A 26019-nucleotide genomic window follows, 5' to 3' on the forward strand; every position below is an offset into this window, starting at 1 on the left:
ACTCAAAGTAGGGGGGGTCATCATCGGTGTTGTCATTCAGGCGCGATCAGATTTTTCCCGTGATTTGTTAATGCCAGAGAATTGGTCTAGCCTGGCAACGATAAATCCAGAAAATATTATTTATAACGGCCGGACTCGTTTATCTTTCATTCAGATTCGTTCTGTTAGCGTGATGTCCGAGTTCAGAAATAGTTGTTTTCTGACGCTATAACCCGCACAGCAGTGAGGGCATCAATAACAGGAATGAGGATTTCATGGACCCCGAGTGTTTTAACGTCTATCCGACCAATGATTATTATGGTTATAAGCTGCCGGCCTTTCTTTACAGGAGAGAATGACGACGTCGATTACCGTCGGATTTCTGCTCGTCGGTTGAATAAGAACAGAAGTGTTCCTCCCCAACCACAGGGGATTAGGGAAAGAAATGAATAAAGCAAAAGTTATTGCGCAACTTCGCAACGCCAAACACCCATCAGAACTGCAAGGCGTTTCCAGCATCATCAAAAAACTCCATCCCACCGACTTAGCCGAAATACTGAGTGAACTCAGCGCCAGTATTATCTTGTCGCTATTAGGTCAACTCGATCCCCATAGCCGCGCCAACGTCTTTACGCATTTACCCGCTGAACGCCAGGATCTGCTGTTGCAGGCGATGTCGCGTGACGTGATGGCGACACTGTTTGAACACATGGCTTCCGATGAAAGGGCGGATGTGTACAAACGCATGAACGAGCAGAGTCGCCAGGCTCTGCTGCCGACGCTTGGGCAGACGGAGCGCGAAGACATGTTGCGGATGTCCTCCTACCCGGAAGGCACCGTGGGCGCTGAGATGACTTCTGATTTCGTGGCGCTCGCCAGCGATATGTGCGTAACGGATGCCCTGCAACACATTCGCACCACGGCCTCAGAGAAAGAAACGATCTACGTCATTTATGTGCTCGATACTTTGCAACGCCTGATCGGCACGCTCTCTCTGCGTGAACTGGTGCTGGCACCTGAACAGCAAACCGTGCAGGACATCATGCGTCCTGTACCGTTTTTCGCCGAACTCAGCTGGCCGCGAGAGCAGGCTGCAGAGCTAATCCACCATTACGATCTGCTGGCGCTACCGGTGATTAATGGCAAGCAGGAGATGGTTGGCATCGTCACCGTTGACGACGCGATGGATATCGAAAGGGAAGAAGATACCCGCAAGCTGGTGCGTTTTGGCGGCAACGGCGATCTCGATATCCTCTCTTCATCGTTCAGCAAAATGTTCAAGGTTCGTGTGTTCTGGCTGGCCTTGCTGACCGTTTTCGGCGTGGTTACCAGTAACTTTGTGGCGGCGCAGGAAGAGATCCTCTCTGAAGTGGTGATTCTGGCCGCGTTCCTCGCGCCGGTTATCGATATGGGCGGCAACACCGGGAGCCAGTCAGCAACTCTGGTGATTCGCGCCATGGCACTTGGTGACGTAAAAATGAAGTGGCGCTACGTTTGGCTGGTAGTGCGCCGCGAGTTGCCGGTGGTGTTGGTGCTTGGGGTGGTTATCGCGCTACTCGAAGTGGTGCTGGCCCAGTTCTCCAAAGGCGTTGGCGTGGACGTGATGATGGTGGTGGGGCTCAGCATGCTGGTTTGCACCATTTTTGGCGGGGTTATCGGCGTGCTACTGCCGTTTATCGCCCGGCGTATCGGCACCGATCCGGCAACACTTTCTTCGCCGCTCATTACGTCAATTATGGATTTGTTGGGGGTCTTTATTTATTTCGGTTTCGCCTGGCTTTTTTTGGGTGAATTGCTGACTCAGGCTGCCTGAGAATCACCACGACACATTTATAACAGCATAATTAAAAAAGGAAATCACAATGTCTGCTTTCATTCAAAAAGGAAGGGCAGTAAAGCCTGCTGCATTTTTATCCCTGTTATTATCGCCCTACGAGCTTTATGCCGCAGAGCTTTATCATCGAGAAAATACACGGATGGAGTTATTGGGAGAGATAAATGGTCAGCGCCTGTTTACTTCCGACAGGGAAGAAGAGGGTGATGACAGCTTTGCCCGCTTTGCGCTGATCGGAGAAACGCCATTAACAGAGAGCCTGGCAGGGTATGGCGAGGTGGAATATAAAATCCATGCCTATGGCGCAGAGGATAATGACGGGCTGACAACAGAATTAGCGTTCGCTGGGATAACATGGGATTCACGCATATCTGTCGATTATGGCAGAAATGAAGGGCTACTTTATGACACAGCAGCGGGAACCGACGTGCTGCCGGTGTTTGGTAATGATACTTATACCGAAACGGATAATTTCATGGCTGGCCGGGCCGGGAACCTCGTCACGCTGCGCACGCTCGAAGGTCTGTGGATGGTTGAAGGACTCGATTTTGCCGTTCAATACCAGGGGAAGAATACCAGGCCAGGCGATCCTCAACGCCAGAATGGTCATGGATGGGGAACTTCCGTCAATTATGCAACCGATTTTGGGCTTTCTGTAGGCGCGGTTTATGTGAGATCTGACCGAACGGATGAACAGAAAAACACACTGTCCAATCAGGCATCCAGGGCAGACGCCTGGGCGACATTGCTTAAATATGAAGGATCATCACTGTATTTTGCCGCAACCTGGGGTGAAACGCACAATATGACCGCAATTGACGAGGAAGTGGCGTCGAAAACGCGTAACGTTGAAGTTGTCACTCAATATCAGTTTGATTCAGGATTACGTCCGTCCATTGCATGGCTACAATCTGTCGCCGATACGGAAGAGCACAAACGCTTTGATCGGGTAAAATATCTCGATCTGGCGCTCTTTTACGATCTCAACGATAACTTCACACTTTTTGCGGACTACAAGGTCAATATGCTGCGCACCGGGGATGATGCGGTAAAAGAGTTCGGGTTAAGCACTGATAATATTATGGCAGTGGGGATGGCCTATACGTTCTGACCTGTGTGCTTGATGCTTTAAATTTCCCGCTTCTGGATTGGTGCCTGAAGCGGGCCTTCAGATGGAATGTATCCATACAGATGGAAGCTTAATGAAAGATGCGGAGGGGAGTTAACTATGATTTTATGCGTACCATCTAGATTCATGAAGAATCAACTCTATTTAACTTATGTTGAGCGAGAATCCAGTTCATCAATTTAATGCTTTATATCTCCTTGTTTTAAATAACTAATTGTAATATAAGCTTCAGATGAATTTCAGATAAGTTCATGAACTAGGAGAAGATGAGCTTCTTATGGGCATTTCTGACGGTTGATTAAACATCAGCCCATGACCAAATCCAACCATAACCTCATTGCTACCCCTATCAAACAGTAGCGAACTAACATGGTTTGAGTAATCAGCTAAGTGGCCGTTGCTCATTCTTGAGGTTGGCACAATTGCTACTCGCTGGAATAAAACCGGAGAGCCCATTAAAATCTGGCGAGGCATAATGGCGCTGTCGTTTAGTGGATTATGCTTTTGGGCAGAAGAGGGTGCTATCATCCCATACAGGCTGAGCACCATTGTGCCAGACAGACTTTGAAATCCCTGGCTGTTGTGACTGTGTAGCGAAAATTTTCAGTACTGTTTTCGACTCGCTGGATTAATGACACGATATTGAGGAACCCTCTAATGGTAATCAGTACATCTTCACCATCAGTGGCCGTATCATCCAGCCTGTCTTTTTGTTTTAAAGCGGTTGTTTCCCGAGGCTTCCGGGTCAAATTAGTCTGACTGGTGTAACGATCATCGGATACAAATTGCAGTATTACTAATGAGTAGTGTTGTCAACTAATGTCCAAAGTCGCCGGTTTGGAGCAACGCTCAACTGGTCGAGTACATACATCTGAGACATCCTCAGAGAAGTTCGTGGATATGAAGAAAATAGCTCTTAAACATAATGTCAGCAAATGATAGATGAAGGAGGGACTTAACCCTATGATTTTATGCAAACCATCCAGGTTCATGAAGCAAGTTAACAATCAATATGATTTAACATAATATACATTATGCGCACCAATATATGAAGTCAGGGAGAATCCGCCGTTTTGTGGGCATCGTTGGCCTGGTTGCTGATGGCCTCTGAAAGCTCTTTCTCCAGCGCTGATACCAGCAAGCTCGCCATTTTATAATGATGACTACCGCCACGATTCTTTTGCCAGGCATCTCGTTCACGCCGGGCGTGCATAAGCTGATGCTCATTTTGTTCCACTGCTCGTGCCATTCCGTTTTCCTCGATTATTGTCGCTCATAAGATTCCGCGGCGAACCCTGTCAGGATGCCATAGGCATAATATGGCGTGCTGTGGCCATCCTTGGCTGGTCATTGTCTTTATCTACGTAGTACCCATAATGATTAAAATGTCTTGCGGCCTTCATGGATATTTCAGTCCCTGATGGATTTTCTTCAGGAGATGTTTATGAAATAACTTCTCGCTACTGTTGCCATTGTGGCGTCTGCATCCTTTCTTCTGCTGAGATGTCAGGCCAGAGCTGACTCACTCGGCATGAATAAAGATTGCGATACCCATCCTGTCAGTCAATTTGGCATGGGTTCAATCCTCACATTTATCAGCACAAGGCTGAGCCTAAAAATTCATGATTCATTTAAACCAAATGAAATATGCACTGCAATATCTTCCAAAACAGCAGAACGCTCAACATCTCAGATGAGAATCTCACTGGCTGAATGGAACCAAATTAAAGATGACTTTGGTTGCATGACTGATAATGGCCAAGTTTCAGCGACGTTTGTGACTCGAGCCATCGATCCTAAACATATTGATTTAGACTTGATAAAGGGAAATTCTCAAGTTTGCGGTGGGTGTAAATCTTTGATTGGTTTTACATTGAGAAAAAAATCACCAGCAAACCCACGTGGTGTAAATGTTTAAAGGGAATTTCAGTCCCCTCACCTTCACAAGCAATATCTAACAGGTTAAAGCTTGCACACTCCAGATCGTGTAGATTTAACGTTTTCCTATTGGGCCGTGCAGCCTATTGTTGAGATTGTAAGTATTCTGATAAAACCAAGCGGTAGTTATGCTCAGCTTAAATTTGTCAGCAATTCAACACGCCCAAAAATTTATACCTGCACGCCCTGCTAAGTCTTGCTGGGTTCAGGCTGGATGAGTGACAAATCAATACTCTTGCATCTCACCCATATCACTTTCCGCATTACGCAATGACCCGTTTCCTGCTTGATGCCAAGCCCTCAGTTGTCACAACCTGGTGTCTATCTGAATTATAAACCTGTATAAACGTTATATTACAGAGTTTAATGCTATAAAACACACCATGACGATATATGGTTTCAAGGCCTGCTGCGAGGCATTACCATTCACTCCATCGAATCAGCAAGCCAGATGCTCTAGCTTTTCTGAATAACAGCACAATGCCGGCCGAAATGGTGACGGGTATTAACGAAGGAGTTTAATACTCAATGAATATAGCAAAGAACATGGCCATCACCCTGGCAGCGATGAGCCTCTTTTCATCAACTCTGACTAGTGCCGGGCCGCTGATTAGTATCGGAAGTATGTACGAAGTACTGAATAGCGATCAGCGTAGTTTGGCTAAGCGTGTATATAACAATGGCGATACTAACGCATATGTGCGTGTAGATGTTATGCAGATTAATCCCACTGTGAAAGACAGTGAGACGCCGGTTAAAACACTTAAAGATGCCGAATTGGTAAAAGATCGTCTTTTAGTGACTCCAATGAGGATGATTATTCCACCGAATAATTTTCAGACATCACGTATTCTTTGGTCCGGCCAAAGAGATATCGAGCAATATTACCGTGTTCGCTACACCCCTGTCCTTCCGGTGACGAATGATGGCTTTGGTCTTGATGACAAAGAGATTAAAGATTATCGCAATAAAACGGTTCAGGCTGGTGTGAATGTCCTTGCAGGCTATGGCACCGTAGTTATTGTTCAACCCAGCAACCCTAAGTTTAATACTCGAATGACTCAGCAGAAAAATAGCATTGAGATTGCCAATATGGGCAATGCAACAGTGATTGCTGAAGATATTAAAATTTGTAAAACAAACATGAACCAGTGCGACGCCTCTACTCGTGCTTTTGTTCTACCGGGACAAACCTACACCATTAAAAAACAGGGTGGAGGCAGCATTAGTTTTTCTTTGCAGGAAGGTAGTCAACGCCGACCAATAAATTACTGATTCTCTTTTTTACCCTTGTAGTTATTTTTTACCCATGTCGTTATTATATGCAAATTAAGGAACTTGTTATGAAAATGAAATTCTCCAAATCTCTGATGGCTGGCGCAACTCTGTTCGCAATGATGATGGGTCAGGCCTATGCCGCAGATACGGAAAGTTATGATATTAAACTCAAGGCTTCCATTCCGTCTGATGAGTTCCATGTTCGTCCTGTTGAATCAGGCTGGATCGATCAGGTGCAGGATATGGAATTTGATATTGCCACCAATCGTCTGAGGCCGATTGAGAAAACATTCCAGTATAAAAACACCGCGGGCGCTATTCAGGCTCATCTGGATCCTTCCAGCGTAGGTACAGATAACAGCCCTCTTCTGTTCAACGGTTCGCAGAACATCCCATTAAACGTCACGTTTAATAATACAGCGGTATCCACTACGGCGAAAACGGTTGTTTCAGAAACGGATGCCAATACCGGTGGACGTACCAACCTTAAGATTTCGATGAAAAACGATACCCCACTTAAGTTAGATACTTATGCAGGGGAATATACCGGTACGGTATCTGTGATTTTTGAACCAGTAGTTTCCACAGCAGAGTAAGTCCCACATACATAATTGAAAAGCAAAAGGACCCTGCTTCATGCAGGGTTCAACGGATACAGGCCTTCTGACTGAATAATATGAAACGATCTATTTTTCTTTTCTCTGGTTTAGTTCCAGGGGTTGCTATTGCCACATCCACAGGAATGCTTCTCGCTGGCCTTAACAATATGCCAGAAGATTTCAGGTCATATTTTTTTCAATCAGAGTTGCCTGTCCAGGTCTATTTAAATGATAAACCGCTTTTTGAGGCATCGATGAGGATGACGGAAGACGGCGCAATGATGCTTGCGGAAGTCATCACCCATGATGACGCCCTATCCCCGGAAACACAGGATCGTTGGGTATCTGTATTGCGCAAAGGTGTCATGAGCGGCAGTTGTACCAATCACTGCCCTGAAGGACTGATTTCTGCAGATTACAGTCTGGATAACTCAACCCTGCGTCTTCTGACATTGCAATACGAAAAAGAGCGCGTTCAGGGCGACTATATCGAACTTCCTGAAAGTTTCCCGGCCGGTCTGATCGTGAATAATGACTTTTCCGCAATTCAAAGTTCATCAGCCGATAAGCGGATGAGCCTGACATCGGAATGGACAGCCTCTCTTGCCGGATGGAGTCACAATCTGTCGTTTCAATCGACGCATGTCACTGGCGAATACGGTTACAACCTCACCGATCTCTACAACCTTTATAGTCAGAAAGAACTGGCGGGTAATTTTGTGCGCGTCGGCTTTTTCACCCCGGGCAACGACAGCGGGAATGTCCAGACCAGTAGCTTTGGCTATGACACGATTGTCGGCGCAATGTGGGGAACCTCTGATAGTTTGCTGCAAAATAGCGAAAGCGTCAGTGCCTGGCCCGTGTACGTTACAGGCCGTAATCAGTCAGTTGCCGAGGTATGGCGTGACGGTCGTTTACTTCATACACAACAGTTGCAGGATGGCATTCAGGCGCTGGATACCCGTCGCCTGCCTGGAGGCATCTACGACATCAGCATTCGTATTATTGAAAATGGTCAGGTTGTCGATACCCAGGCTGCGCAGATTTATAAACCTAATAGCTGGCGTGATACCAGCCGCCACTGGCGGGCGAATCTCTGGGCGGGTCAGCAGCAAAAAGTTTCTTCACGTCAGTATGATGACGAGCAAAATGGCCGCACTGCGCTGGGCGGAAGCCTCGACGTGCTTGCCTGGACGGGCGGGATCCTCGGCGTAAGCGCCAGTGCGCTTGATAACGACGATCATTGGATACGTTTGAGAAGCGATATCACGTTGAGCAGTTCAGACTCCCTGTTCCTTCAGCACACGCGCACCTCTTCCGGCCTTAGGGATTATGCAGGTACGGACGCGCGCTATTATCGAAACATGACTTCCGAGCTAAGCGGGAGTCTCTACTGGCGCAACACGCGTACCGAGGCCCGAGAATGGAAATCTGAAACTCACCAAAGCGACACCTGGGGTGGATCGCTTAGTGCGTATCTGGGAAATGGCGCCAGGCTCACCACGCGAATCGAGTACCGTGACAGCCCCTGGCAAAAAGGTGTGGATGCCGATGTCTCATTAACGACTCGACATCGCTGGTACGGCCGTGACGCAGATGTTCGCATCAGCGGATATGACCGAAACGGTTATCGTGGTGAAAGCCGGAATCGCGGGGCGGCCATTAATTTAACCATGTCCCTGTTCCCTTCTGATTCGCGACATACCGTTTCTGCCGCCGTTGGTGTTGACGACGGTCATGCTTACACCAATGCAAGTTATCAGTGGGCGCCAGATCAAGGAAATACGATCAGTTGGCTTGGCGCGGGAATATCGCATTCTGGCAGCTCAACCACCTTCTCCGGGAACGGTGCGGTGGATACCCGGTATGTGAATGCGGATGGTTTTATCCAACACACCACTTCAGTTAATAACACCACGGCGGGGATCAACCTGAATCAAACACTGGCCGTAGGTGAATGGAAAGCAGCAACTTCGCGTAATTTGAATGGCCATGACGCGGTAATGATTGTTGATGTCGAAGATGAGAACGGTACGGGCGTTGTTGCCAGCGGAAGTCTGTCCGATACAAAACTGTCAGCCGGACGCAATGTGATCCCTGTAAATCTCTGGAAGCGCGATACCGTGCAGTTTACTTCTGCCGATCACAGTGCCTCAGTCACCCCGGAACGCATCAGTTTTCAGATGAATAGTGGCAGCGTGGGGTATGTAAAAGTTAAGAGCGTACAGATGCAGACACTCATTGCCGTCCTTCGCGATAGCAACGGCAAGACAATTCCGGATAGTGCGGTTACAGCGGGAGATGAAAAAGGGCTTGTAAATAATGAGGGCGTCCTGACGATGAGCATCGCGGCAGACACAAGAACCCTGAAAGCCAGTCACGGAACAAGAAAACTGACGTGCACCCTGCCACAGAATATTTCAGCAAAAGAAGAGATTCTGTATCTCAATGACGTTTCCTGCAAATAGCACAAGCAGACAGGTAGAGGAATACATGACAAGAATAGTATTTGGATTAGCACTGATGCTGTTATCCATTAATAACCTGATAGCGAAAAATATAACAATCACCGCAGATTTCACCCCATCTGTAACCTCGCCTACGAATAACAAATTCACTAACACAACGCCTGCTTATGGATATTGTGAAGGCACCTTCGCTACCCACTGCGCAAATAACAACTGGTTTACTGTTGGCCTGGGTATTGGCGCTAATGCTGCAGAGCCTATTATGAGCCAGGATAACGTTTCATTTAACATTGACTCTACCAATAAAAATGTTGTAGTCACTAACAGAGTGACAGGCGCTCAGAAAGTAGTCACGTTTGCCATTATTGGACTGGGTGCCAGAAACAGTGGTTACGGTGGCTCCGCTACGGGGGTCAATTCACAATGGTCGGGGGGGAATTCTTCATCGTGGGTGAGCCAACCCTCCGGTTGTACTGGTTCAGGATATGGTTTGGGAAATAATGATTTCTATGACTGGTTCTGGCGCTGGCCAAATCGCAATAGTACGACCGTGTGCGCTAAACGTACAGATGTGGATCGAGGAAGTTTCCCAAATCTGGGCAGAGTGAATTTCATGTATTTACTGACCACTCCGAATCCGCTAGAGATGGACGATGGTGTTTACGAAGGGCAAATCAGCTATAGCGTGGCCGGGAGTGGTGCGGACATAAATATTGGCGGCCCAAAGTATCAAACTACCGATGACCAGATAACGATAAACTTTGAGCTGACTGTCACTCATGAAATGAGCGTCAGGCCTGTTGATACAGGAACGGTGGAACTTCATGCCTGCCAATCGGGTAAAATCTGCACCGCTGCTGAAAATAAAATCAACTGGGAGAAAGCCACCGTGACCAATATCCCACCGGTGTTGACTGCGGAAAGCCATTTCGAAATGACCTCATCTGGCTCCTTCACCACTTATCTGAGTTGCGAGTCGAATGTGGGGGAACATTGTGGGCTCAAAAGTGTTAAAACGGGCGACGTTGTACCGGTAAAAACCTTGCTTACCCTCCCCGGCAATGTCCAGACGGGATCCGGATCGGCGGTACGTAATATGCTGATGAAAAATGTGAAAGATACCGGTTATGCCTTGTTCAACACTGCTCAGTTTGAGCCGGGAGGCGAAGGGAAATTTCACTTTGAAGTCGATAAGCAGGATGTCGCCCAGATGAGGAAAAACGCGCCGGATGAATACACAGGCGTGGTGACAGTAATTTTTGATCCGCAAGTCTGGTAAATCGTCACAAAAAAGCGCCATTTAAGGCGCTTTTTTTATATCAACGTGAATGTGTAAGACAGGTAAATACGGGGGCCCGGAGCGTACCCACCACATAACCATTCATCACTTTGGCTAACGAAATTGTTCTGCTCGCATCATCCTTCAGTGAGATAAAGTTTCTGTCGAAAATCTCATCAGGGGAATTATCCCGGCCATGTTTGATAATGCGTACCTCATCCAATCTGATGTCATGCGTTTGCAGGTGCTGATAGTTGAACGCCACATCCCGGTTGAGGGTCCAGCTGTTGGTCCCTTTCCTCATGGTACCTTCAATGCCAAACAAGCCGCTCGCATCGTTAAGTAAATCCATTGTAATGACCACGTCATAGCCAAAATCATCCTGTTTGGCCTGATAGGAAACATAGGCATCACACTTGATATCATAGGTTGAGTGGTAGCGAGCATAAAAGTAAATGGCATTGGCGGCCATCGCCACTGCGGCCATCGCCAGAATCGCTTTCTTTTTCTTCGTCATCAGCCGTCTCATGATTACAGCCAGTTGTTGAATGAATGGCTCTTGCAGGAAACAAGTTCACCGTGATTTTCTCTGCACACGGAAACAAATATCCGTCCTGGCTGGTTATAAAAAACACTGCTCTGAATGAATAAAAAAGCCGCTTCGCCATTAGCGCAACGAATATCTTCAGTATCAAAAATTCGCTGTGCGACCGAACGAACTTCCGGATGATGGCTGGCATTATCCATTTTCAATGTCTTTACATCACATTCGTTTATTTTTCCAATATCAACAGGAACGGTTATCAGGCTTCTGTCGTTAATCTGGTTTATTCCAGCTTTCAAAATAAAAGGAGTGACCGTCATCGCCGCTATAAACACTGCAAATAATGGGAAACAGAACGATTTTCGAGTGACCGACCGGGACCCGGTTTCTTGTGTCGGTTCCCGTTGCTGAATGTCAGGTGCAGTTTCTGATACCGGAACTACGCGATCATCCTTCTCAATTTTTATCTCGCTGCTTAAGACAAACCCAATGCGAGGAATTGTTTTTATCACCTCATCGCCAAGGCCAACGTTCTGAAAGTTACGTCGGATATTCGAGATATATTGATTAAGACTGTTCCCGGATGGCTCCAGACCATGAATCGTCCACACACGATCCATTATTTCATCACGCGTCAGCACCTCTCCCTGCTCTTCCAGAAGTAAAGTCATTAACCGCGCCATAATCGGAGGCAGGATGACTTTCTCGCCTTCCCTTTCTGTCATCCAGAATGTGCCGTCATCGGGGCGAAAAATAATCCTGTCTTCAATGATGTACTTCATCACTCATCCTGATGTTAGCCAACCTTAAGAAATCAGAATTTTAATACTTTTTTTCCATGCTGGCGAATCATTGCGGCCTGTATGTTTTATTGTCGGATGAAATGCTCGGCACCGTAGCGGTCATCGCTTGGAACTTACCACCGGATACTGATGTCCGCTGCTGACTCGCCGGGCAGCGCCGGAATTGACCTGCCCCCAATTTCGCATCGATCTCAGCCATCTCCCTGCCCTCATTTCTCGCAAGCCCCCTTCCGCTTTCCCGTAACTTGAAAAGTGACGACCCAGAGCGGAGTATAAATCTATATTATCCATATAAATTAGAATTTATGATTATAAACGATGATTTTGCGATGCAATGAACCACCTGCCAGGTAAGCATGATAAAAAATTACAGGTCAACGTATGTGTTGAAATGACGTTGGTAATTCACTAACTGTATAACTTCAGATACTAAGGGATTTTCTGTGAAATTTAACAAGATTACTGCTACCACCCTCTTATCGTTAGGCCTGGCATCTTTTGTTACCTTCGCGCAGGTTGAAAATAACGTGGGTGAAGTGAACTTCACTGGCAGCATCATTGATGCTCCCTGCTCCATATCAGCTGATACTGTCCGCCAGGATGTCGAACTGGGCGCAATTTCTCAATCCATGCTTGAGAACAACGGTTCGTCCACGCCGACAGCCTTTACGATCAAACTTGAAAACTGCGCTTTTGAAGACGACGCGGAAAGTTCACGACTGAATAATGGCGTAAGCATTACCTTCAATGGTCGACAGGATGAAACTGATAAAAGCTTGCTGGCACTGGATGGCGCGGCTGAAGGTGCTGGTGTAGTACTCACCGATGGTATGCAAAAAGTTATCTCCCTGGGGGAAGCAACTCCGCTGGGTGCATTGACTCAGGGTACCAATAACATCAAGTTTTATGCCTACCTTAAAGGTGCAGCCAAGAACATCACCGCCGGTGAATTTACTTCGAATGCCAGCTTCACGCTTGATTACGATTAATCAATAAAAATATGGAGGGTGTGATTAATGAAATCACACCCAGTCAATATGAAAAAAACAGTTCTGGTGTTATTACTCCTTTCACTCTCCTCTGTTGCTAAAGACCATGAGAAAGGTGAAGTGAGTGTGAATGGTCAAATTCAGGAATCAGCATGCAATATTCATCTGGACGATATCTTCCAGTCGCTGACTTTTGACAATGTAAAAGTTAGTCATATTGTCAACGATGATGAGGATAAGGCTAAAGATTTTACCATTCGGTTGATTAATTGCTCTGTGGACAGAAGTACAGATACATTGTGGGATTCTGTGCATATATCGTTTGACGGCATACCCGATCGCCAGAATGGTAATTTATTCTTAATGTCAGGAGAAGGCTCTGGCGTTGCTGTACAAATTAAAGATACAAACGGCCAGCAAATATCGCCAGGCAACAGGGTCAATATTGCTAAAGTTGAAAATGGGCAAACAGGATTGTATTTTAAAATTAAGCTAGTAAGCAATGGTACACAACTGCTGTTAGGGAATTTATCCACCACAATAAAATTCACTATTGAGTACCAATAAGTTTTTCTTTATACAGGATGTAAATCAATAATGTTTTCGTTAAAAAAAACAAGTATAAAAAAGCGTGGGTTATTCATGTTCGCAGCTCTGGCATTACATTCAGAGAATGTATATGCCATTGAGTTCAATATGGATTTGCTCGGCGAAGAAAAAGACAATATTGATTTATCCCGCTTTTCAGAAGCTGGTTACATTATGCCCGGCGCTTATCTTCTCAAAGTAAGAATCAATGAGTTCACTCTTTCTGAGAGAGATGTGCACTTTTTTGAATATGATCAACACTCTAAAAGCGTTGCCCCCTGTCTGGATAACGACATCATTGATATGCTGGGGCTTAAACCTGAAGCCAAAGAGAAAATCACCTGGTGGCATAATCAACAATGCGCGGATTTTAGTCAATTGTCCGGGATGTCGGCAACAGGAAACTTATCTGAATCCGCATTGATTATCTCAATACCTCAGGCATGGTTGGAATATCAGGATGCTAACTGGCTGCCTCCGACACATTGGGAAGAAGGAACTAACGGTTATTTTTTTGATTACAATGTTAACGCAGGCCTGACACGAAACGTAAATACAGATACGACAAAGGATGTAAGCGGCACGGGCATAACAGGCATAAATGTGGGAGCCTGGCGTGTTCGAGCAGACTGGCAATCAAACTATCAACACAAAGCAGGCTACACTAAAAATAATTTTGACTGGTCTCGATTCTACGCTTATCGGGCACTTAAAAATATCGGTGCAAAAATCACGGCTGGGGAATCCTATTTGACGTCGGATATTTTCGATAGTTGGCGCTATACCGGTGCCTCTATCGTGAGTGACGACCGCATGCTTCCTCCTAATCTTCGGGGATATGCGCCCTCTATTTCAGGGATCGCGAGAACCAATGCCACTGTGACTATTTCGCAGCAAGGTCGGGTTATTTATGAAACGACAGTAGCGACAGGCCCTTTTTTGATTGAGGATTTAAACAGCGCCGTAAATGGAAAGCTGGATGTTAAGGTCAGCGAACAAGATGGCACAGAACAAAACTATCAGGTGGATACCGCATCCATCCCCTATTTAACCCGGCCAGGTCAACTTCGCTATAAATTTGCCGTAGGTAAACCTAGCGACTTTGACCATAAATTCGAAGGGGATATTTTCGGCACTGGTGAGTTTTCCTGGGGAATCAACAATGCCTATTCTCTTTATGGCGGAAATATTATCAGTGAAAACTATAATGCGCTGGCAGTCGGCATCGGTCGGGATTTACTGAGTTTTGGTGCCGTTGCCGCTGATGTCACACAATCTATTGCCAGTATTGACGGAGAACGCAAGCAAGGCAAATCCTGGCGTCTTAGCTATTCAAAGCGTTTTGATGATCTTAACAGTGAAGTTACCTTTGCAGGGTATCGTTTCTCCGAACGCGACTTCCTCTCAATGGGGGAATATCTTGGTGCCAGATACCACAATATCCAAAGCGGCAATAATAAAGAACTCTATACTATTACTGCCAATAAAAGTTTCCCCGACTATCGGATAACAACCTATCTGAGTTGGAGTCATCAGACCTATTGGGATCATAATGAGTCAGATCGCTATAGTTTTTCAACCAGCCGCTATTTTGACATCGGCAAAATACGTAACTTATCTGCATCGGTGAACGTAACCCAAAACGGCTATATGGGGAGTAAGGACCGATATGCTTATATCAGCATCAATATTCCGATGCGAAATGGAAATGTTAATTATAACAGCGGATATGGTAATGGAAGAAATACCCATGCGATTGGCTGGAATCAACGTTTGGATGAAAACAGCAGCTATATGCTAAGAGCGGGATATGAGAATAATGCAGATACCAGTGCCACAACAAACGCGAGCGGTTTCTATTCGTACAATGGTAATGTTTCAGATTTAAATTTAAATGCAACCTGGCAGGAAAGTAGCTATAGCGCTGCCGGATTGTCGTTGAGCGGAGGCCTCACCGCAACAACACACGGTGTTGCTTTACACCGGGGCAGCAATGGTGGCACGCGTATTATGGTAGATACTGATGGTATTAGCGGCGTTCCTTTCTCGTCATCTGCCAGAACAAATAAAAGCGGTCTGGCCGTCATTTCTGATGTATCAAGTTACTACAAAGTGGCTGCATCCATAGACGTCAATGATCTTCCAGACGATGTTGAACATCGTAGTGCACCAGTTAAAGAGTTTGTTTTAACTGAAGGTGCAATCGGTTATCGGAAATTTGATTTAATTGAGGGGGAAAAACGAATGGCAGCAATAAGAAACAGCCATGGAGAACATCCTCCTTTTGGCGCAACGGTGCATGATGAGGCCAATCGAGAATTAGGCATTGTTGGTGATGATGGCATGGTCTGGTTGACGGGGCTAAAAGAAGGTAAATCGCTGGCGGTACACTGGGGAGGCAAAAATCAATGCACTGTCGTATTACCTCAGAAGCTTAACACCGACACGCTCCTTTTACCCTGTAACTATTCAAAGTCATAACAACCAGTAAAGGTATAACAGAGATGCACAAGAAATTTAAGATAATGATGGCTGCAGTGAGCTTGTTGTCATTTTCTATCACGGCGGATGCAGCAATTGCACTTGACCGAACCCGTGTTATTTATACCGGTAATGCTAATAGTATGTCATTAACACTCAGTAATGATAATGCACATAACCCCTACCTTGCTCAATCCTGGCTTGAAGATGAGCGAGGAAATAAAAACAATTTACCACTTGTAGTAACACCCGCGCTGCAACGTATTGAGCCGAGTCATCGGAGCATGATTCGTATTAACCCTGTTAGCGCTGCAATTGGCTTACCGCAAGATCGAGAGTCTGTATTTTGGCTGAATGTGAAAGAGATACCGCCGAAAAGTGAGCGATCAAATGTCATGCAGATAGCGTTGCAAACAAGAATAAAAATGTTTTATCGCCCGACTGCCATTATTCCCCCAAAATTTAGTCGTTGGGACGACCAATTGATTTTAACGCGCACGAACAAAGGCTATACCGTTGATAATCCGACGCCGTACTTTATGACTATCATTGCGATTCGTGGGGCGGACAAAGACGCAGGGGCTAAAGGTTTTCAATCCACCATGATTGCACCAAAATCGAGCGGACATATTGACAGTGAGCACTTTAAAGAGCCTCACCTCACGACAATAAATGATTTCGGCGGGAAACCGACACTGGCATTTCACTGTACTGGTGAAATCTGCAAAGCCAAAAAACAATAAGTTCGGGATCAAGAAAACACTTATGAAAAAAACACTATGGGCTGCGATTTCGATATGCACTGTCTTATATCTGCCAGCCAGTGCTTCCCAAAATCAGGATTCAGCCCCTGTCGATGGACTAAATGGTGTGCTGAGTGTTAATGCAAACATTGTAGAAACGCCGTGTAATCTCTCCATAGAAATGTTGAATCAAGATGCAATGCTCGCCTCTGTGTCATTACGTGAGTTCAGGAAAGTGGGTGATATTTCTCAACCAGCTGAGATCAAATTTATCTTTGATGACTGCATGCCGGGTACCTTATTGAGAAATGCCCATCAGGATGGGGCACTAGACTACATAAACGATCAGCCATCGGTTTATGTGCAGTTAGATTCCGAGCATGACATCGCGGACAAAGCCCTTTTCCGGCTGCACGGCGATGTTGCGGGGGTTGGTTTACGCATCGAAGGCCCAGAAGCAGTTCGTTTAATACCTGGTGTAAAAAGTAAAGTGTTTAACTTAAATCCTGGAAGGAATGAATTTATCCTGACAAGTTTCCTGGAAAAAACATCGGCAGGCCCTGTTCGACTAGGGGCATTTTGGTCCAGGATAAACGTTGCCGTTGAATATCATTAATAAAATCAATAAGGAACAGTATGCGCACATCTGTATATAATACTTTACTTGCATTGGTGTTTAGCTTGACCGCCAGTCAGACCCTGGCAGCTTTGTCAGTTGATCGCTCACGCCTTATTTTTAACGAAGGCGATAAGTCGGTGAGTATGGAAATCACGAATAACAACAAGGAATTACCTTATCTTGCGCAAGGATGGCTGGAAGATGAACATGAAAATAAAATAAAAGGAAAATTCACGGTATTACCTCCGCTACAACGTATTGAACCTGACAGTAAGACATCGATTCGCTTACAGGCATTGCCCGATCTGTCCACACTTCCGCAGGATAGAGAAAGTCTTTATTACCTAAATATTCGGGAAATCCCAACAAAAGACAACAAAGAAAATGCTTTGACGCTGGCGTTACAGTTGCGCCTGAAAATGTTCTACCGCCCATCTGCGTTAAAAATCACTCACGTAGAGGGTCATTATCCGGGCATTGAGGCAGTGACGTTAAAAAAGAAAGACAGTGGCTATACATTGGTCAACCCGACCCCCTATTACCTGACATTCACAGCGATTCGCGATTCTCAAAAAGGGGTTGCCCTTCCGGGGTTTGATCCGGTGATGGTCTCACCAAAATCCACTACTGAGTTAGATCTGAAGGGGCAATTCCCCCACACATCGCCCGTTCTGATGATGATTGATGACTACGGCGGCACTTTGCGCCTGACGTTTAGATGTTCTCAGACGCACTGTAACGCAATTAACGTCGTTTCAGATCTTTCAATTCAGTAAAGAAATCGACGATTTTACAGGCTTTTATATGAAAAATTTTGTCTTATACATCATTGCACTACTTACCTGCCCCCCTGCATATTCTATAGAAGGAAATTATGGGGTAAGTTCCGGTGATAATTTGATGCAACTTAGCGTTTCAGGCACGTTAAATGATAACCGAATCTGTACAGTTAACAGTGATAATAAGATAAATGTTGAATGGAAAGATTTAATTACTATGAATATGACAGGTGATAATTACAAGCAAAATATCATTGGTTCGTTTGAGTGCAATGCAGAAACAAAAGTAACGATTAAAATTTCGGGGTCGGAAGCAACATTCGGCAGTGGTCTACTGCTGACAAACAGCAGCAATGTCGCTATCCAATTTTACTCGGGTGATACAAAAATAGCCGTTAACAAAGGGGTCTCTTACACTTGGAGTTCCTCGGCGCAGCCGCCACAAATTAGCGTCTCTCCGGTGGCTAACAACCAACAGCTTAACCAACAGGATGCGTTTGCCGCTAATGCCTCCCTGGTTATTTCCTTTGAGTAAGGAGGATCATAATGACTGCAAAATTAAAACTTTTAATGTTGTGTATGATCGGTATAGCTTTGCCGGTTGATTCTTTACGTGCAGATGCATCAATTTCAATCAGCGGAACGGTTAAAAGAGCGGTACCGATTTGTACGGTGAATACACAAAATCATATAGTAGTTGACTTTGGTGACAAAATCGTCAAAAAGAAGATCCAGCAGCAAATATATAAAGAAAAGATACCAATCGAAGTCAATTGCTCCGATTTTATCCAGAACAACATGACACTATCCATTCAGGGGGATTCAGCAGGATTTAACGGAGATTACATAAAAACATCAATGACAGGGCTTGGTATCCAACTCTTTAATAATAGCACGCCGATAAAACAAGGTGACACGGTAAAATTTATCTATAGCAATAACACACCAAGTGGCGGAGCACCTGATATTTATTCCATGTTAGTATCTAGTACTGACGACTCTGATATCATCGATGCGGGTGTTTTCACCGGCTCGGCAAATATAATCATCCATTATCAATAAGTTATGCATTGAATATACTACATGTGTGACTGATACTAAATGCATTCCGCATATAGCAACAAGGTTTTGTAAAATATGAAAGAACGGGGTATTTAATGACCAAGAAACTCTCTTTGCTTGCACTTGTTTTTACTGTTTTTTATAGCAATATATCAGCATCTGAATCACTTCGATGGATAAGACCAAATGTAATCTCGGACGTAGGAGGGAATAACAACAGCAAGTTCATATTCTCTTTAAGCCCCGTTACATATAGTATGGAGTGGGGAATTAGCAATGAGATCGCCAGGCGCTATATTGGTTATTTTATTATGATGCGTTCAAATACAAACAACGCGGGCGAATGGAAATTTCTTGACACTTCATATGTTGAGGCATACAAGTCGATTCAGGGTTTCTCGGCGGCTGTGGACCAATTTAAAAATAAAACGAGCATAGTGTCACAAAAATTCTCCAGCTATACGAGTTATTGCATTGGGTTTGGGTATTCTTCCTATACAAGTCAGAGTAACATTACTTCAGATGGAAGGCCCAAAAGAGTTGATGGAACTGATATAAACTTCGGCGATTCTGATATGTCTTGTGGAACTTATGTGCCAAATTATATCCCCTGCAAGGCTGGGATATTAGGCCCACTTAAACTTAGTTTTGGGAATATTAATCTTTCTGAGATAAATGCTGCAAAGGCTACTTCAACATTGCCCGTAAAATGTGTCTATGTTGAAGGGGTTGGGTCTGGATACTCTGGCGCTTCCTATAGAATAAAATTAAAAAGCGGGGACGGTATCCCACTAGATAATGGAACTGAGGCGACTATTTATATCGACGACAAAAAAATCAACTCTAGCAACGGTAGCGGTAATTTCATTATTAACAATGCCACACAAAATCACAATCTTGCCGTTTCTGCCACGCTTTCTGGAAAACCAACGAAATTAGGGGATTTTAAGGGGGATGGCTATCTGGTTATGGAGTTTAATTAAATGCAATTTTTCTCAATGCGTCTATATGCCGTTTTAGAAAGAGCATTTTATAAGGTGCTCTTTCTCGTATAGTGATAGCTGATTCGCAGAAAAAGTGATGGTTGGCGCAGAGAGCTTTCAGCCCAATAAGTCGCTCGTCCGCGTCCACGCAAGATAGCCCTGCTCTTTTCATTTGCCGGATGATGCAGCCCTGATAACAATGCTAAAATGCCGTGTTAATCCGCTGAATTGCCCAAAAAGGACGCGATAATGAACAACGCTATCCCACTGAAGTTTTACGACATCGTCGATGAGTATTCGAGCGAAACGTCCATACCCGTTAAAGACGCTGAGCGCGACCCGCTGGCGCACTACTTTCAGGCGTTGATTACCCGCCTGAACAACAATGAAGAAATCAGCGAAGAAACCCAGGGTGAGCTGGCTCACGAGGCAGGCATTGCCGATTTCCGCATTGACGATATTGCTAACTTCCTGAATCAATGGGGAAATGAGTAATCGTTAAGCATCCTGAATGCCCAGGCGCTACTGCTATGGTTTCGCGGCTTCGGACTGGGCATTTACCGCTTCACTCCCGGGCTGGGCCGCTTTTAGCGCCTTCTGTTTGCGGGCAATCTCATCCAAAATCAGCCGATACGCAATGTAATATTTATAGATATTACTTACATAGGTCACTGTTTCTGCCCCAATTTTCTCTGCCGCCAGGTTTTCGACGTTGCCAAACCAGACGTTGGGATCAAACCCACGCGCTTTGGTGTCAGCACGTAAGCGTGCAATCCGCGCGGGCCCTGCATTGTATGAGGCAAAGGAAAACAGCGCTTTGTTCAGCTGCGTCATCGGCTCATCGCCATAATAGTGGTCAATCATCCAGCGCATATATTTGATGCCCCCATTAATGTTGGGCTCCAGCTTGCGGATGTCTCCAACGTTAAGCTCTTTGCCCGTCTTAGGCATAACCTGCATCACGCCAATGGCGCCCACCGGGCTGCGCACGGACTGATTGAGCCGCGACTCCTGATAACCCTGGGCGGCCATCAGCAGCCAGTCGACGTTATACTGTTCGCCGTATTTTCTAAAGAGATCCACGATGGCCAAAAATTTACGGCGTTCGGCTTCGGAGGAAGCATCTTTGACGTATTTGGCGCTTTTCAGATAGCGCAACAGCAGCGTATTACCGAGCTTGCTGCCAATTTTATTCTCATTCACATAGCCGTTCAGCAGCGCCCGCAGCTGTGGGCTGTCTTTGCGCACCGCCCAGGCAATGTGGCCGTTATCGCGCAGGACGACATTTTCATGGACCTCAATTTTTGGGAAAACTTGCTTCCAGAAAACGGCAATGTGCTGGTCCACCACAATTAAAGGAATAAGCCCCGCGCTGAGCATCTCAATCAGATCCTCATCCTCAAGCGATTCCGGGGCGGGTTCTATGGTTACTGGCGGCAGCGATTCCTGTGCGAAATGCTGATTGAGCGTCTGCAGGCTTTCATAATAGCTTGACGATTTACGCACCATCACGGTTTTCCCTGACAGCTGCTCGAGGCTTTCCACTTTAGGTGACGACGGGCCAGAAACCAGCAGCTCTTTCGCGTTGGAGTACAGCGGGTCGGTAAATGCCACAAGCTTTTCACGCTCCGGCGTCACGGTCAGATTGGCGGCGGCAATGTCGCCCTTCCCTTCATTCAGCGCCGGAAGCAGCTGTTCGCGGGTCACAGGCACAAACAGGATCCTTACCTTAAGATGACGATGAGTGAGTTTCTCCTCCTTCGCCAACTGCTGGTTCAGGTCACGTTCAAACTCGATGAATATGTCATGGGTCAGCCCGCGCTGCGTGCCCTTAGTAATAAAGAAGAAAGTTTTGCTGTAGGTGGTGAGAACGCGGATCACCCGGCGGTCATACATGCCAGGCAGATCGCCCACCCAAGGTTTTTGCATATCGTTAAGGTTGATGGTGAGGGCGTTTTCAGGCTGCGCGGCGGCCTGTGCGGCAAACATAAGACAACCGGCCACCAGTCCCAGTGGCCAAGCGTAACGTCGTTGTCGATAAGAGGCATTCATGGCGGCTTACTCCGCAGATGCATCCTTTAATTTTAGTTCGACTTAAAGATGAGTACTGAAAATTTAAGTGTCGAAATGCCTTCCCTGGCGGCGATCTCCTACTCTTTTACCAGTACCGGTTCGGCCTGCCAGATAGCAGGAAAGTCCTTTTTCAGCGCCTGCACTTTGGGCTGGTCGTTGATCTCTATGTAAGGGTTAGTTGGATTATCGTGCAGGAAATTTTGGTGATACTTTTCTGCCGGGTAAAAGGCGGTCTTATCCTCAATGCGGGTCACGATAGGTGCTGAAAAATAGTGCCCGGCGCCGAGCTGAGCGATATAAGCCCTCGCCACTTTCTCCTGTTCCGCGCTCTGCACAAACAAAGCGCTGCGATACTGAGTACCATAGTCAGGACCTTGCTTATTCAGTTCGGTCGGGTCATGGACGACGGAGAAGAAAATTTGTAACAGCTGACCATAGGTGACCTTTGTTGGGTCGAACGTGACGCTGACGGATTCGGCGTGGCCTGTCATGCCGGTGCTGACGGTCGGATAATTCGCCGTCCTCGCCTTACCGCCCGCATAGCCAGACACTGCGCTGCTCACGCCCTGGACGTGTTGGAAAACGCCCTGCACTCCCCAGAAACACCCGCCTGCAAAAACGGCCTTCTCAAGCCCTGACTTAGCCAGCGTTTCATCCTGAGCAGGCAGTGGGAGAACTTGCGATTGTGACCAGCCTGCATTTTGAAAGACGACGGTAGCAACCAGCAACGCCGCGGTACTCAGGTTTTTCAGTTTCATCTGTTTGTCCCCTTTATTAACCGAACGTGAAGGCGAATGCCGTCGCCCCGGGCTTATCAAACTCAATGCTGAAGGTGTGCTCGCCTGCGCCGTCGGTCTGACGGATAAGCTGATATAAACGCTGGTCGGTGATGGTGCCGCTGCCGTCCGGGGCAACGTCACTGCCGTGTAGCGCCTGCGGTGGTTTGCCATCCAGCAGGACCTTAAAATTGACGGGTTGTCCGTCGTCACCCGGGCCTAAAACCAGGTGCAAATCGCGGGCGCGGAACTGATACACAATCCGCCCTTTCTGCCCGGCAAGCGTAATATGCTCCCCACCGATGCTCCAACGCCCTTCCAGGCCCCACGCATTCAGCGGCAGCGCCATCGGGTAATGATAATCAGCCGGTTGATCCTGGCTGACGCTGCCGGAGGCGAAGTTTTCCGCGCGCTGATAACCAAGATAGGTTTCAGGTGAGATGTCATTCATCCCGCTCGCCGCCTGCTCCACGCCCTTGCCCGCCACGCTTGCCAGGCCATCATTGACGTTTTTAGCCCCGGCCTGGCGCAGCAGTTCCTGAATCACGCGTTCAGATTCGGCGTAGTTGCCTTCGCCAAAATGCATATAGCGAATATGCCCGCTGGCGTCGATAAAGTAGTGCGCAGGCCAGTACTGATTGTTGAACGCCTGCCAGATGCTGAAGTTGTTATCGATGGCAATCGGATACGTCACGCCGAGCTTTTTCGCTTCTTTAGTGACGTTGCTGATATCACGTTCGAAGGCAAATTCAGGGGAATGCACACCAATCACCACCAGGCCCTGGTCGCGGTACTTCTCTGCCCAGGCTTTAACGTAAGGCAGCGTGCGCAGGCAGTTGATGCACGAGTAAGTCCAAAAATCGACGAGCACCACTTTGCCCCGCAGCGATTCCGCCGTCAGCGGTGGAGAATTCAGCCACTGAACGGCCCCGGTCAGCGGGGGCATCACGCCTGCATCAACCAGTTTCGGCATATCAGCACTTGCCGCAGCAAGCGAAACGAGCGATGAAATTGCGCTTTCGGGTTTCAGTTTTTGTACCAGCGACTGTTCGATACCGCCGGTGGATACGGTAGACAAACGGGCCAACACGCCGGTATCGAGGCCCAGCGAAATGGCCGCCACGCCGAGCAGCATGGCCGCACCGAGCCCGCGACGAATCCATTCCCCGATGCCCAACGAGCGCTTCATGGCGCTGAACACCTTCCCGCCAATCAGCAACGCCAGCGCCAGCGAAGTCACCGCGCCTGCGGCATAGGCCAGTAACAGCAGCGTCGACCCAACGTTCGCGCCCTGAAGCGCAGCGCCCGTTAGTACAAGCCCCAGAATTGGCCCGGCACACGGCGCCCATAACAGCCCGGTCGCCACGCCCAACAGCAGCGAACTGCCCGGCCCCGCAGAACGATTTGCGGCGATCTTTTCGGAAAGAGAGTTACCGGCATTGACCAGCGGATGCATCAGCCGTTCACCTATGCGTGGGAACAGGAGCGTCACGCCAAACACGGCCATCAGAACCAGGGCGGCGATGCGCCCGTATTGGTTGGCGGCAACCACCCAACCTCCGCCCACGGCGGCAAGCGTGGCAAACAGCGTAAACGTCAGCGCCATGCCAAGCAGTAGCGGCAGGCCGGAGCGGCGAAACGGCTGGTCTGAACGGGCAAAAACGAACGGCAGTACGGGCAGAATGCACGGGCTGGCAATGGTCAACAGACCGCCAAGATAAGCAAGGAGAATGACCAGCATGGGATTGGCCTCAGTCAGGATGAAAAGCGATAACCGACTGTAGCCAGGAAAGGATTACGGGATCCTCGCCAAATCATCACATTTTTGTGATAACTGGCGAAGACACCAGGGTGTTACAGCGCAGATTTCAGGCGCTTCACGGCCTCAAAGAGCTGTTCTTCGGTGGCGGTTGCGTAGGAGAAACGCAGCGTTTTCTTGTCAGCGCGATCGCTGAAGAAGAACTCGCCCGGCACATAAACCACGCCCTTTTCCAGCGTCTGCTGGAGCCATTGGGTGGTATCAAACTCATAACGGAACTGCGCCCACAGGAACATTCCGCCCTGCGGCTGGTTGAAGCTAATGTGTTCGTCGAGTTCAGCTTTCAGGAATTTCGACAACGCCAGGCATTTTTGCTTATAGGCTTCGCGAATCAGCGCGATTTGCGGATCGAGACGCTCCGTTTTCAGGTAGGCCGCCACCAGAGACTGCGTGAAGGAGTTGGCATGAAGATCGGTGGCCTGCTTCACGATGGCCACTTTCTGCTGCATCCATTCCGGCAGCACAATCCAGCCAACGCGCAGGCCCGGAGCCAGAATTTTTGAGAAGGTCGAGGTGTAGACGACGCTCTCATGATCGCCCATTTCCGCGGCGGTCTGGAACAATGTTTTCTGACGTTCTTCGTTGAAGCTGATGGCACCGTACGGGTCGTCTTCAATAATCACGAAGTCGTGTTTTGCCGCCAGTTTCACCAGTTTTTGACGACGTTCGGCGCTTAATGTGGTGCCGCTCGGATTGCCGAAGGTTGGCACAATGTACACCGCTTTGATGCGCGTGGTCGCGAGCAACGCTTCCAGTTCATCGACGATCATGCCGTCGGCATCGCTGCCTACAGACTGCACGGTGGCCTCAGTCAGGCTCAGAATTTGCAGGGTCGCCAGATAAGTCGGGCGCTCGACAACAAACACATCGCCCGGATTGGCGAGGGAACGAATCAGCAAATCCAGCGCCTGCTGCGAGCCGGAAGTGATCAGCAAACGATCGACGGAAGTCGTGATGCCGCGCGCTTTGCACAGCCCGACAAGCTGCTCGCGCAATTCGACGTTGCCTTCAGTCAATCCGTACTGGAACGCGTCGCCGAAGCTCTCCTCAAGGACGCTCTGCGTGGCCTGCGCCAGCCCTTCTTTATCGAATAATTCGCCGGATGGAATGCCGCCGGCCAGCGAAATCACGCCAGGCATTTTGCTGTGTTTCAGTAGTTCACGGATGGCGGAAGGTTGAAGCTGCTGGATGCGGTCTGCGAGGTGGTTGCTCTTGCTCATGTTGTTTTCTCTGATTTTTATTCACATGAAATATAC

24 protein-coding genes and 1 pseudogene are annotated in these 26019 nt (G+C 47.4%); 17 read left to right on the forward strand and 8 right to left on the reverse strand.

Annotation, left to right across the window (positions count from 1 at the left end; all coding sequences use genetic code 11):
• Positions 1 to 424 precede the first annotated feature (424 nt).
• The gene (gene mgtE / locus CRO87_RS11035; protein WP_097162992.1) at positions 425 to 1792 is read left to right on the forward strand and encodes a magnesium transporter; all 1368 of its coding nucleotides are present in this window, start codon (positions 425 to 427) and stop codon (positions 1790 to 1792) included.
• Between the two features lie 49 nt (positions 1793 to 1841).
• Positions 1842 to 2924, forward strand: coding sequence for a porin (locus CRO87_RS11040; protein WP_097162993.1), 1083 nt, complete (start codon positions 1842 to 1844; stop codon positions 2922 to 2924).
• A 629-nt stretch (positions 2925 to 3553) separates the two neighbouring features.
• On the opposite strand, the pseudogene CRO87_RS22890 reads toward CRO87_RS11040, so the two are convergent.
• Both CRO87_RS22890 and CRO87_RS11055 read right to left on the reverse strand, forming a co-directional pair.
• A pseudogene (locus CRO87_RS22890) lies at positions 3554 to 3736 on the reverse strand (hypothetical protein); the annotation flags it as partial.
• 260 nt (positions 3737 to 3996) lie between these two features.
• Entirely contained in the window at positions 3997 to 4191 is a 195-nt protein-coding gene (locus CRO87_RS11055) for a hypothetical protein (protein WP_097162995.1), read from the reverse strand.
• Between the two features lie 282 nt (positions 4192 to 4473).
• Between CRO87_RS11055 and CRO87_RS22555 the strand changes: the two genes are divergently transcribed.
• The 5 genes from CRO87_RS22555 to CRO87_RS22560 all read left to right on the forward strand — a co-directional run bounded on the left by CRO87_RS22555 (position 4474) and on the right by CRO87_RS22560 (position 10504).
• Positions 4474 to 4860, forward strand: a complete 387-nt coding sequence (locus CRO87_RS22555) for a hypothetical protein (protein WP_141398691.1) — start codon at positions 4474 to 4476, stop codon at positions 4858 to 4860.
• Positions 4861 to 5408: 548 nt separating this feature from the next.
• The gene (locus CRO87_RS11060) at positions 5409 to 6155 is read left to right on the forward strand and encodes a hypothetical protein (protein ID WP_097162996.1); all 747 of its coding nucleotides are present in this window, start codon (positions 5409 to 5411) and stop codon (positions 6153 to 6155) included.
• 68 nt (positions 6156 to 6223) lie between these two features.
• Positions 6224 to 6754: a CS1 type fimbrial major subunit gene (locus CRO87_RS11065; RefSeq protein ID WP_097162997.1), complete on the forward strand. Its 531-nt coding sequence runs from the start codon at positions 6224 to 6226 to the stop codon at positions 6752 to 6754.
• Between the two features lie 80 nt (positions 6755 to 6834).
• On the forward strand, positions 6835 to 9225 hold the full coding sequence (locus tag CRO87_RS11070) for a TcfC E-set like domain-containing protein (protein ID WP_097162998.1): 2391 nt from the start codon (positions 6835 to 6837) through the stop codon (positions 9223 to 9225).
• 25 nt (positions 9226 to 9250) lie between these two features.
• Positions 9251 to 10504, forward strand: a complete 1254-nt coding sequence (locus CRO87_RS22560; protein WP_141398692.1) for a hypothetical protein — start codon at positions 9251 to 9253, stop codon at positions 10502 to 10504.
• Between the two features lie 40 nt (positions 10505 to 10544).
• Here the strand turns inward: CRO87_RS22560 and CRO87_RS11080 are convergent, their stop codons facing one another.
• Positions 10545 to 11021: a hypothetical protein gene (locus CRO87_RS11080; RefSeq protein ID WP_097163000.1), complete on the reverse strand. Its 477-nt coding sequence runs from the start codon at positions 11019 to 11021 to the stop codon at positions 10545 to 10547.
• Positions 11022 to 11035: 14 nt separating this feature from the next.
• A complete protein-coding gene (locus CRO87_RS11085) occupies positions 11036 to 11830 on the reverse strand; it encodes a winged helix-turn-helix domain-containing protein (protein ID WP_097163001.1) in 795 nt (264 codons plus the stop codon).
• Between the two features lie 464 nt (positions 11831 to 12294).
• On the opposite strand from CRO87_RS11085, the gene CRO87_RS11090 reads away from it, so the two are divergent.
• From CRO87_RS11090 to CRO87_RS11135, 10 genes are all read left to right on the forward strand, one after another.
• Positions 12295 to 12840 (forward strand): fimbrial protein, encoded by a 546-nt coding sequence (locus tag CRO87_RS11090; protein ID WP_176504300.1) that lies wholly within the window; start codon positions 12295 to 12297, stop codon positions 12838 to 12840.
• 27 nt (positions 12841 to 12867) lie between these two features.
• A complete protein-coding gene (locus CRO87_RS11095) occupies positions 12868 to 13407 on the forward strand; it encodes a fimbrial protein (RefSeq protein WP_097163003.1) in 540 nt (179 codons plus the stop codon).
• 30 nt (positions 13408 to 13437) lie between these two features.
• On the forward strand, positions 13438 to 15909 hold the full coding sequence (locus tag CRO87_RS11100; RefSeq protein ID WP_097163004.1) for a fimbria/pilus outer membrane usher protein: 2472 nt from the start codon (positions 13438 to 13440) through the stop codon (positions 15907 to 15909).
• A gap of 23 nt (positions 15910 to 15932) precedes the next feature.
• Entirely contained in the window at positions 15933 to 16652 is a 720-nt protein-coding gene (locus CRO87_RS11105; protein WP_097163005.1) for a molecular chaperone, read from the forward strand.
• A 22-nt stretch (positions 16653 to 16674) separates the two neighbouring features.
• Positions 16675 to 17268 carry a fimbrial protein gene (locus CRO87_RS11110; RefSeq protein ID WP_097163006.1) on the forward strand — a complete coding sequence of 198 codons (594 nt, stop codon included), beginning with the start codon at positions 16675 to 16677 and terminating at the stop codon, positions 17266 to 17268.
• A 20-nt stretch (positions 17269 to 17288) separates the two neighbouring features.
• On the forward strand, positions 17289 to 18047 hold the full coding sequence (locus tag CRO87_RS11115) for a molecular chaperone (protein WP_097163007.1): 759 nt from the start codon (positions 17289 to 17291) through the stop codon (positions 18045 to 18047).
• 28 nt (positions 18048 to 18075) lie between these two features.
• On the forward strand, positions 18076 to 18585 hold the full coding sequence (locus CRO87_RS11120) for a fimbrial protein (RefSeq protein WP_097163008.1): 510 nt from the start codon (positions 18076 to 18078) through the stop codon (positions 18583 to 18585).
• An 11-nt stretch (positions 18586 to 18596) separates the two neighbouring features.
• Positions 18597 to 19112, forward strand: a complete 516-nt coding sequence (locus CRO87_RS11125) for a fimbrial protein (RefSeq protein WP_097163009.1) — start codon at positions 18597 to 18599, stop codon at positions 19110 to 19112.
• A 95-nt stretch (positions 19113 to 19207) separates the two neighbouring features.
• Positions 19208 to 20095 carry a hypothetical protein gene (locus CRO87_RS11130; protein ID WP_097163010.1) on the forward strand — a complete coding sequence of 296 codons (888 nt, stop codon included), beginning with the start codon at positions 19208 to 19210 and terminating at the stop codon, positions 20093 to 20095.
• Positions 20096 to 20344: 249 nt separating this feature from the next.
• The gene (locus CRO87_RS11135) at positions 20345 to 20590 is read left to right on the forward strand and encodes a DUF2543 family protein (protein WP_097163011.1); all 246 of its coding nucleotides are present in this window, start codon (positions 20345 to 20347) and stop codon (positions 20588 to 20590) included.
• A gap of 33 nt (positions 20591 to 20623) precedes the next feature.
• Here CRO87_RS11135 and CRO87_RS11140 read toward each other — a convergent pair whose 3' ends face one another.
• The 4 genes from CRO87_RS11140 to CRO87_RS11155 form a co-directional block, all read right to left on the reverse strand.
• On the reverse strand, positions 20624 to 22147 hold the full coding sequence (locus CRO87_RS11140; RefSeq protein WP_097163012.1) for a lytic transglycosylase F: 1524 nt from the start codon (positions 22145 to 22147) through the stop codon (positions 20624 to 20626).
• A 98-nt stretch (positions 22148 to 22245) separates the two neighbouring features.
• Positions 22246 to 22926 carry a peptide-methionine (S)-S-oxide reductase MsrA gene (gene msrA, locus CRO87_RS11145; RefSeq protein ID WP_097163013.1) on the reverse strand — a complete coding sequence of 227 codons (681 nt, stop codon included), beginning with the start codon at positions 22924 to 22926 and terminating at the stop codon, positions 22246 to 22248.
• 16 nt (positions 22927 to 22942) lie between these two features.
• Positions 22943 to 24685, reverse strand: a complete 1743-nt coding sequence (locus tag CRO87_RS11150) for a cytochrome c biogenesis protein DipZ (protein WP_097163014.1) — start codon at positions 24683 to 24685, stop codon at positions 22943 to 22945.
• Positions 24686 to 24798: 113 nt separating this feature from the next.
• Positions 24799 to 25983, reverse strand: a complete 1185-nt coding sequence (locus CRO87_RS11155; protein WP_097163015.1) for a PLP-dependent aminotransferase family protein — start codon at positions 25981 to 25983, stop codon at positions 24799 to 24801.
• Between the last annotated feature and the right edge of the window lie 36 nt (positions 25984 to 26019).

Origin of the sequence: Enterobacter sp. CC120223-11 (genome assembly GCF_900215375.1) — a bacterium.
Classification (GTDB): Bacteria; Pseudomonadota; Gammaproteobacteria; order Enterobacterales; family Enterobacteriaceae; genus Scandinavium.